Annotated in this window: 8 protein-coding genes; 7 read left to right on the top strand and 1 reads right to left on the bottom strand. The window is 64.9% G+C overall.

Translation table 11 applies throughout. The features are described from left to right. The 4 genes from JOZ76_RS33185 to JOZ76_RS33170 all read left to right on the top strand — a co-directional run. Window positions 1-2,341 (top strand): hypothetical protein (locus JOZ76_RS33185; RefSeq protein ID WP_291705604.1); only part of this gene is annotated, 2,341 nt, incomplete at its 5' end. Window positions 2,342-2,575: 234 nt separating this feature from the next. Further along, complete coding sequence (locus JOZ76_RS33180; RefSeq protein WP_291705603.1) at window positions 2,576-3,169, top strand: formyltransferase family protein; 594 nt, start codon at window positions 2,576-2,578, stop codon at window positions 3,167-3,169. A gap of 182 nt (window positions 3,170-3,351) precedes the next feature. Beyond that, a complete protein-coding gene (locus JOZ76_RS33175; RefSeq protein ID WP_291705602.1) occupies window positions 3,352-3,702 on the top strand; it encodes a hypothetical protein in 351 nt (116 codons plus the stop codon). 28 nt (window positions 3,703-3,730) lie between these two features. Then, the gene (locus JOZ76_RS33170) at window positions 3,731-4,201 is read left to right on the top strand and encodes a hypothetical protein (protein WP_291705601.1); all 471 of its coding nucleotides are present in this window, start codon (window positions 3,731-3,733) and stop codon (window positions 4,199-4,201) included. A 7-nt stretch (window positions 4,202-4,208) separates the two neighbouring features. Here the strand turns inward: JOZ76_RS33170 and JOZ76_RS33165 are convergent, their stop codons facing one another. Next, window positions 4,209-4,397 (bottom strand): hypothetical protein, encoded by a 189-nt coding sequence (locus JOZ76_RS33165; protein ID WP_291705600.1) that lies wholly within the window; start codon window positions 4,395-4,397, stop codon window positions 4,209-4,211. Window positions 4,398-4,654: 257 nt separating this feature from the next. Here JOZ76_RS33165 and JOZ76_RS33160 point away from each other — a divergent pair, with 257 nt between their 5' ends. The 3 genes from JOZ76_RS33160 to JOZ76_RS33150 form a co-directional block, all read left to right on the top strand. After that, window positions 4,655-5,545, top strand: coding sequence for a DMT family transporter (locus JOZ76_RS33160; protein WP_291705599.1), 891 nt, complete (start codon window positions 4,655-4,657; stop codon window positions 5,543-5,545). 391 nt (window positions 5,546-5,936) lie between these two features. Further along, window positions 5,937-7,001, top strand: a complete 1,065-nt coding sequence (locus tag JOZ76_RS33155) for a medium chain dehydrogenase/reductase family protein (RefSeq protein WP_291705598.1) — start codon at window positions 5,937-5,939, stop codon at window positions 6,999-7,001. Window positions 7,002-7,225: 224 nt separating this feature from the next. Next, window positions 7,226-7,550: AEC family transporter (locus JOZ76_RS33150; protein ID WP_291705597.1), on the top strand; the 325-nt coding region annotated here is incomplete at its 3' end.

Below are 7,550 nucleotides of genomic sequence, written 5' to 3'. Positions count from 1 at the left end.
CGAAATGCCGGGCGGTCTGACCGGGTGGGTGCAGAAATTCCAGGACAACCAGGCGCAGACCAATTTCTGGGCGGCGTTCCTGGCCGAAGGCAATACCATCAATGCGACGCTGGCCAAGATCGCCAACGGATCGGGAACGGCGAGCGCGGGATTGGTCACGCAGATCCAGAACTACGAGGCGTTCGGCCGCACGTTCGATGCCGCACAGGGCGCGGTGTTTCAGGGCCGGTTCGACAACGAACTCAACGGCGGCACGCTGCAGGCTGACACGATGGCCGCAGTGACAGGCCTTCAGGGCATTTTGAATGGCGATACCGGCGCTGCGCTCGCCGCCGACAAGGCGATGATCACCGCGGCCGGTCAGGGCTTTGCCGCCGACGCGATGGACGTCTCCGGCAACAACATCGCGATCGGCGGCGCCACCTATGTCGGCAGCGCCACGACGGTCAGCACCGCGACCTCGGTGCACGGCATCGCGCAAGGCACCATTCCGGTGACCGCGAATCCGAATATCGCCAATGGCACTGGCGGCACCGTCACATCGCCGGGCGGCGGCGGTGGTGCGGGCGGCGGCGGTGGTGGTGCGGGCGGCGCCATGCCGATCAACTTCAATCCGACTGCGCTGGCGAACGGCACATCGAACCTGCTCGTGCGTGCGTCCGCGCTCCAGCACACGACGGACCTGGTCACCTCCGGCGTCGTGTTCAATGATGCGGTGCGCCTGTCGACCGGTCTGTTCTCCACGCCGGCGAACAGCGGTGGCTCGGTGCCGTTCCTCGGCGAGTTCACCCAAGACATCACCGCGGTGCAGACCGATATCGCCGCCATGCTCGCCAATCCAGGCGCCGTTACGCTCGGCGGCAAGGCTTTTACGCTGAACGCCACCGATACGGCGGTGCTGACCAACATCCAGGGCCAGCTCGGCACGATCCTCGCCGCGGCCCCGCAGACCACGAACGCAGCGACCTTGGCGGCGGCCGATCAGACCATCCACAACGTGGAGGCGCAGATCCTGCAGGAGATCAAGGGCGACGCGCATCTGGCCGGTGCGCTGAACGGGGTCACCTTCCTGGCCAACACGGGTGCAACCGATGTCGCGTTCCAGGGTCTTCCCGCCGGCAATGACAGCGCGGCAAACCTGGCTGCAGCAACCGCAGGCACCAGCCTGAAGGCCGTTGGCGAGGTGTTCAACGCCGGCGCCGATCTCGCGCTTGGCGGGATCAACGCCAACAATCTCAACCAGATCACCGGCGACTTCACTGCGGTTCAACAGGGCCTGACCAAGATCTTGGGCAACGCGACCGCGCTCGCCGCGATCGAGAACGGTGAGACGGCCACCGCCGCGCAGCTGACCACGATTCACCTGCAGACGATCCTGAACCAGATCAACACGCAGCTCAACAAGTATGATCCCGCGGAGGTGAACGCCAATCCGACCGCCCTGCGCGGCACGGCGGACAATCTGCTCGACATCATCGACATCGCGCAGAACGATGCCAACATCAACATGGCTGCCGGCGGGAGCGGCGCGCCAGGGCATGTTGGCGGCTTCGCCGAAATGCCGGGCGGCCTGACCGGATCGGTGCAGAAGTTCCAGGACAGCCAGGTGCAGACCAACTTCTGGGCCGCGTTCCTCGCCGAAGGCAATACGATCAACGCGACCTTGACCAAGATCGCCAACGGTTCGGGCACGGCAAGCGCTGCCTTGGTCACGCAAATCCAGAACTACGAGGCGTTCGGTCGCACGTTCGACGCGGCTCAGGGCGCAGTGTTCCAGGGCCGCTTCGACAACGAACTCAACGGCGGTACGCTGCAGGCCGATACGGCGGCTGCGGTGAAGGGCCTTCAGGGTATTTTGAACGGCGACACCGGCGCTGCGCTCGCCGCCGACAAGGCGATGATCGCTGCGGCCGGCCAGGGTTTTGCCGCCGACGCCATGGACGTCTCCGGCAACAATATCCCGGTGAACGGCGGTACCTATGTCGGCACGGCGACGACGGTGAGCACGGCCACCTCGATCAAGGGAACGGCACAGGGCGCCATCCCGGTGACCGCCACCCCGAACATCGCGAACGGCACCGGCGGCGCCGCGGCGACGACCACCGCGCAAGGCAATGGTAGCAGCATGGGTGGACACGGCCATGATGCGGACGACCACAGCACGGCTGCGGCCAACGCGGGTGGTGCCAAGCCGAGCACCGCACCGGCTGCGACCGCCGCCAATACCCACGCGACCCAGCCGGCGGCCACGTCGCACGCGACGGGTGCAACCCACACGATGATCACCATGCACGATCTGATGCATGCGGAGGCCATTGCCCATCAGATGCACTGGGCCTGATCGCTAAGGGCCGTCCGGCACCCTCGAATGCTTCCCGGCGCAGAACGCAAGGTTCTGCGCCGGTTTTGCTTTTTGGACCTGCTCGGTGTATCCCCCGGCTGGCCGCGCCCTGCCGCTGTTGATAACCTTGAAGCCGAGGCCACCCCTCGCGTGACAGACCCGCGCGCCGTGTTATCGACGCCGTTTCAGCCCCAACCTGCCCGCCAAGATCGACCCCACACGGAAATCCAGACCATGCGCATCACCCTCGTCGGCTCGCGCCATTTCGGCGTGACCACATTGAATACGCTCAGAGAGCATGGGGTCGAGGTTATCCGAGTGGTCGTTCACGATGCCGAGGACCGGCTGGTCGCGGCGGCGCGAGCCGCCGGCATCGAGGTCGTGGTGCAGGCGAACCCCAAACTGGTGGTCGCCCCCGAGATCGCGCCGCAGACCGACCTGATCGTCACCGCCCACAGCCACGCGCGCGTCGCCCGGGCGGCGCTTGCCGCCGCAAAACTCGGTGGAATCGGCTACCACCCGTCGCTGCTGCCGCGCCATCGTGGTCTCGCCGCGGTGGAATGGACCATCAAGGAGGGTGACCCGATCGCCGGCGGCACGGTCTACCATCTCGCCGACCGAATGGATGCGGGCGCGATTGCCGTGCAGGACTGGTGCTTCGTCAAGAAGGGCGAGACGGCGCGCGAATTGTGGGAGCGCGCGCTGGCGCCGCTCGGTCAGCGCCTGCTCGCCGAGGCCATCGACTACGCCAAGACCCACGGCACCCTGCCCGCCAAACCCCAGGACGAGCAGTTTGCGACCAAGGCGCCCGCGCTCGCCTCCCATTAGCAGGGGCCAAATCGGCCGATTCCCGCATCAAATCCCACCGGCCGCCTCACGAAGGCCATTCAGGTTAACCTTTATGTAATTGAAAATGCTGGAATATTTTTTCTTTTGGCGTCGCAGCATATTTTCGTCACATTTGATCCGAATAAGCCGTCCATCACCCGAAATTGAGGATCTGCTTCATCATGCGTCGCAACCGCATTGGTTTGGTTCTGTTTGCCTCGGTTCTCGCCGGGGCCGTCTCGCCTGCTCTCGCCCAATCCCCGTATGATGGGCTCTGGACCGTCACCATCGTCACCAACAGCGGCAGCTGCGAGCCGACCGCGAGCTCCACGCTGACGGTCACCGACGGTAAAATTTCCGCGCCCGGCTCCGACGTGACTGGCAGCATCGGACATGAGGGCCTAGTTAAGGTCTCGATCAACGGTGCCTATGCAAATGGGCAGATCACGGGCAACACCGGATCGGGGAAGTGGAATGGTGCTTCGGCAGGGATTCCGTGCAGCGGTCGCTGGCACGCCGCGCGGCAAGGATGATGATACGGGCGCGTCTTGCGCGCCTCTAATGACCCGGCGGCTGCTGACGGCAGCCGCCGTTTTGCTGTTCACCACGTTTTTCAGCCCGCCCAGCCAAGCGCAGTCAGGTCCCTTCGCCGGAATGGCCGGCCGCTGGGCCGGCGGCGGCTCCATCAGCCTGGAGGACGGCTCGACCGAGCGCATCCGCTGCCGCGCCACCTATGCCGTCTCCGGGCCTCAGATGCAGCTCAATCTGCTTTGCGCCAGCGACTCCTACAGGTTCGATCTGCAAGGCGAAGTCGTCGACGAGGGCGGCGTCATTACCGGGAACTGGAGCGAATCGAGCCGCGGCATTACCGGAACGCTGCAAGGCCGCGGCGGTGGCGGCCGCTTTGACGTGGCAGCCAACGCGGCCGGCTTCAATGCCCAGATCTCGCTGACCACGCGCGGCAACCGCCAGTCGGTCGTGATACGGGGCGATAGCCAGTTCCGCGGCGCCACCATCACCCTGTCGCGCTGAAGGGTCTTTAGGCGACTTTCGGCGGGGCGAGCTGCGCGGCCGTCTTCTTGATCGTCTTGGCGATCAGGAGCGCCTGCTCCTTGCTCAGCGCAAAGTCCTGAACGCCCTTGTGGGTGGTCAGCGACAACACCATGAGATGCGGCTCCTGCTCCGGCCATCCGGTTGCAAAGGCTGTCACGAAGTCCGCGGACGTCATTCGATTCGCTGTCATTTTCCTGCACCCTTGCGGCCGCCGGGATGACGGCGGCGAGTTCGATCTCGTCCCCCGGCGGTAGCATCGACGGAGCCGGCGATAAAGAGCAGGAGCAGCGCTGGAGCGGTCCATCCAAAGGCTTCCTGCCCGAGCCCAGTTTTGCTGAACCTGCGCGCTGCATTCCAGCGTCGACATTTTGCTGGTTGCCAAGGCTTTTGGCGTCACCGATACGGATGCCCCCTGCCCCGTTTCCGAGCCCCATGGACAAGACTCAATCCAAGATTCAATCCAAGACGAAGGCCGCGCTGTGGATGGCAGGCTGGCTGTCGCTGATGCTGGTGATGGCGGTCGCCGGCCGCGAGGCAACGCGCGAACTGAACGTGTTCCAGATCATGGAGGTGCGTTCGCTGCTCGGCTTCCTGTTCCTGTTGCCGATGATAAGTCGCGGCGGAGGTTTTCATGCGCTCCGAACCAAACGCCTGCCGCTGCATGCGGCCCGCAACTTGATCCACTATGGCGCGCAGCTCGGCTGGTTTTTCGCCCTGACGCTGATTCCGATCGGCCAGGTGGTCGCGATCGAATTCACCATGCCGATCTGGACCGCGATCCTGGCCGCCTCGCTGCTCGGCGAGCGCATGACGGTGTCGAAGGCCACCGCAATCGTGCTCGGCATCATCGGCGTCGTCATCATCGTGCGTCCCGCGACCGGGGAGATCAATCCCGGCCAGTTGATCGCGCTCGCCGCTGCCGTCGGTTTTGGCGTCTCGATGGCGCTGGTCAAGTCGCTGACGCGCACCGAAAGCGCGCTGTCGGTGATCTTCTGGATGACCGTGGTCCAGGCGACCGCCGGATTGTTGCCGACGCTCTATCTCTGGACCTGGCCATCGGCCGTGGTCTGGGGCTGGACCGTCGTGATCGCGATCTGCGGCACCTTCTCGCATTATTGCCTGGCGAGCGCGATGCGGCATGCCGATGCCACCGTCGTGGTGCCGATGGATTTTTTGCGCGTGCCGCTCACCGCGACTGCCGGCTGGCTGATCTATTCGGAGCGGCTCGACGTCTTCACCGTGCTCGGCGCGGCGCTGATCCTGGCCGGCAATCTGCTGAACCTGCGCGCCACCAGCGCCCCGCCCGCGCCGGCCAAGGCGTGATGGTCCGTCATTTTCGGATTCGATTTTCAAACAACTGAAGCAAGTTGCCCCAGCTGCTGAAACCCGCTCGAGTCAGCCAGGAGCTATTATCAGACGTCGGCGGCAAGGCAGCAGCGGCGGTCGACGCTCTTCCGTAACGCCTGATGCAGGATCACTATCAGGGCGCGCGTCGGCTTGGCTCAAGTGAATTGCGACCTTGCCGGCCGGCCCGCGAGCCAAAAATCGAAGGGCTGCACTGGCCTGAGCTACCGCCGGCAGGCTGGACGGTGTCTGCGGGAGCGGGTTTGATCTGCATCAATGACAGGGATCACCTTTATCGCTGACCGCTGCTTGGTGCGAGACCCTCAACTGCAACACCTCCTGCTGCCTGTGAAATTGCAAGGAGTAGCATGTGATCGAACCGCGCAACCGCGTCGTTCAACTGCGGCGCTTCGGCGATCCCGGGGGACTGGAAGTGGTCGAGACCCCCCTGCCGACGGCCGGTCCGGGCGAGGTACGGGTCCGCGTGCTTGCCTCTAGCCTCGAGTACACCGATACGCTGATCCGGCGCCATCTCTACCCGCCGACTGCCGCCCGCCGCCCGCCCTTCGTGATGGGCTACGACCTCATCGGGGAAATCGATCAGCTCGGCGACGGCGTCAGCGGATTTAGGCTCGGCGATCGTGTGGCCGACATGACGGTGCTCGGATCGAATGCGGCCTATCGCACGCTTCAGGCCAGCCAGTTGACCCCGGTGCCGGCGGGCCTCGACGCGGCGCAGGCCGCCACGCTGATCCTGAGCTGGATGACGGCATACCAGCTTCTGCATCGCGCAGCAAAGGTGAAGCGAGGGCAGCGCGTGCTGGTGCATGGCGCTGCCGGTGCGGTCGGTCAGGCGCTGCTCGTTCTCGGCGGCATGGCAGGGCTCCAGCTATGGGGCGGTGCCAATGGCAGGCACGCCGAACTGATCCGCGAACTCGGTGCGGCACCGATAGACTATCAGCACGAGGATTTCACGCGGGCGGTCCCGGGCGGATTCGATGTCGTCTTCGACGGCATCGGCGAGGACGGCTATCGCCGCTCGCTGGCGGCACTGAAGGGAGGCGGTCTGCTCTGCGCCTATGGCTACTCGGCTGGCGTTCGGGGTCGGCGAGGCATGCTCACCATGCTGGCGTGGATTGCGCGGCTGTACCTCTGGCGGTGGCTGCCTGGCGGCCGGCGGGCGCTGTTCTACTCCATCAACGCGATGCGGCTGCGACGTCCTGCATGGTTCAAGGATGACCTGAAGGGCCTGTTCGCGCTGCTGGCCAGCGGCGCCATCCACCCGCGTGTCGCCGAACGGGTCTCGCTGGACGAGGTTGCTGAAGCACATTGGCGCCTCGAAGCCGGCGGCCTTGAGGGAAAGCTCGTGCTGTGCCCGGATCTCGGCTTTGATAGCGGAGATGGACGGAGGCAAGCGCGGAAGCGAAAATGCTGAGAACGACGCGTGATCCCTGAACGACAAACCAGCGCCTGGCACAAATGATGGACGCTTGCACGAACTCATCCTAACTCTGCTGCCGCCAACGACCTCGACCGGCGAGCTGTGCCGGGATGCCGACGGTCACTCAATGCGTCTTCGATTGCGGCTCGAAGGCACGGCGTCATGTGCTATCGTGCGCTGGATCTCAGGACGTCGTGACAGCACCAAGGGCGAACCAGATGCAGATCGCCAGCCTGGTCCTTCCCGTGTTTGCGATCATCGTCACCGGCTGGCTCGCCGGGTGGCTCGGCTACATCTCGCGCTCGCTCGCCGACGGCCTCGTGCATTTTGCCTACAACATCGCGATGCCGGCGCTGCTGTTCGTCACCATCGCGCAGGAACAGGCGCGCAATCTCCTGGAGTGGCGTTTTCTGCTGGCTTTTGGCGGCGGCTCCCTGCTCTGCTTCGCGCTGGTGTTTCTGCTGTCGCGGCTCGCATGGCAGCGTGACCTCGCCAGCAGCACGATGATCGGAATGACCGCGGCAATGACCAACACCGGATTTG

Source organism: Bradyrhizobium sp., from assembly GCF_019244115.1.
Classification (GTDB): domain Bacteria; phylum Pseudomonadota; class Alphaproteobacteria; order Rhizobiales; family Xanthobacteraceae; genus Bradyrhizobium.
The sequence above is the reverse complement of the archived record's forward strand: the minus strand, read 5'-3'. Positions and strand labels throughout refer to the sequence as shown.

What these genes read in the sequence shown, in the direction of transcription:
- JOZ76_RS33160 (WP_291705599.1), top strand. Translation starts at nt 4,655, where the DNA reads ATGGACAAGACTCAATCCAAGATTCAATCCAAGACGAAGGCCGCGCTG.
- JOZ76_RS33165 (WP_291705600.1), bottom strand. Translation starts at nt 4,397, where the DNA reads ATGACGTCCGCGGACTTCGTGACAGCCTTTGCAACCGGATGGCCGGAG.
- JOZ76_RS33175 (WP_291705602.1), top strand. Translation starts at nt 3,352, where the DNA reads ATGCGTCGCAACCGCATTGGTTTGGTTCTGTTTGCCTCGGTTCTCGCC.
- JOZ76_RS33170 (WP_291705601.1), top strand. Translation starts at nt 3,731, where the DNA reads ATGACCCGGCGGCTGCTGACGGCAGCCGCCGTTTTGCTGTTCACCACG.
- JOZ76_RS33180 (WP_291705603.1), top strand. Translation starts at nt 2,576, where the DNA reads ATGCGCATCACCCTCGTCGGCTCGCGCCATTTCGGCGTGACCACATTG.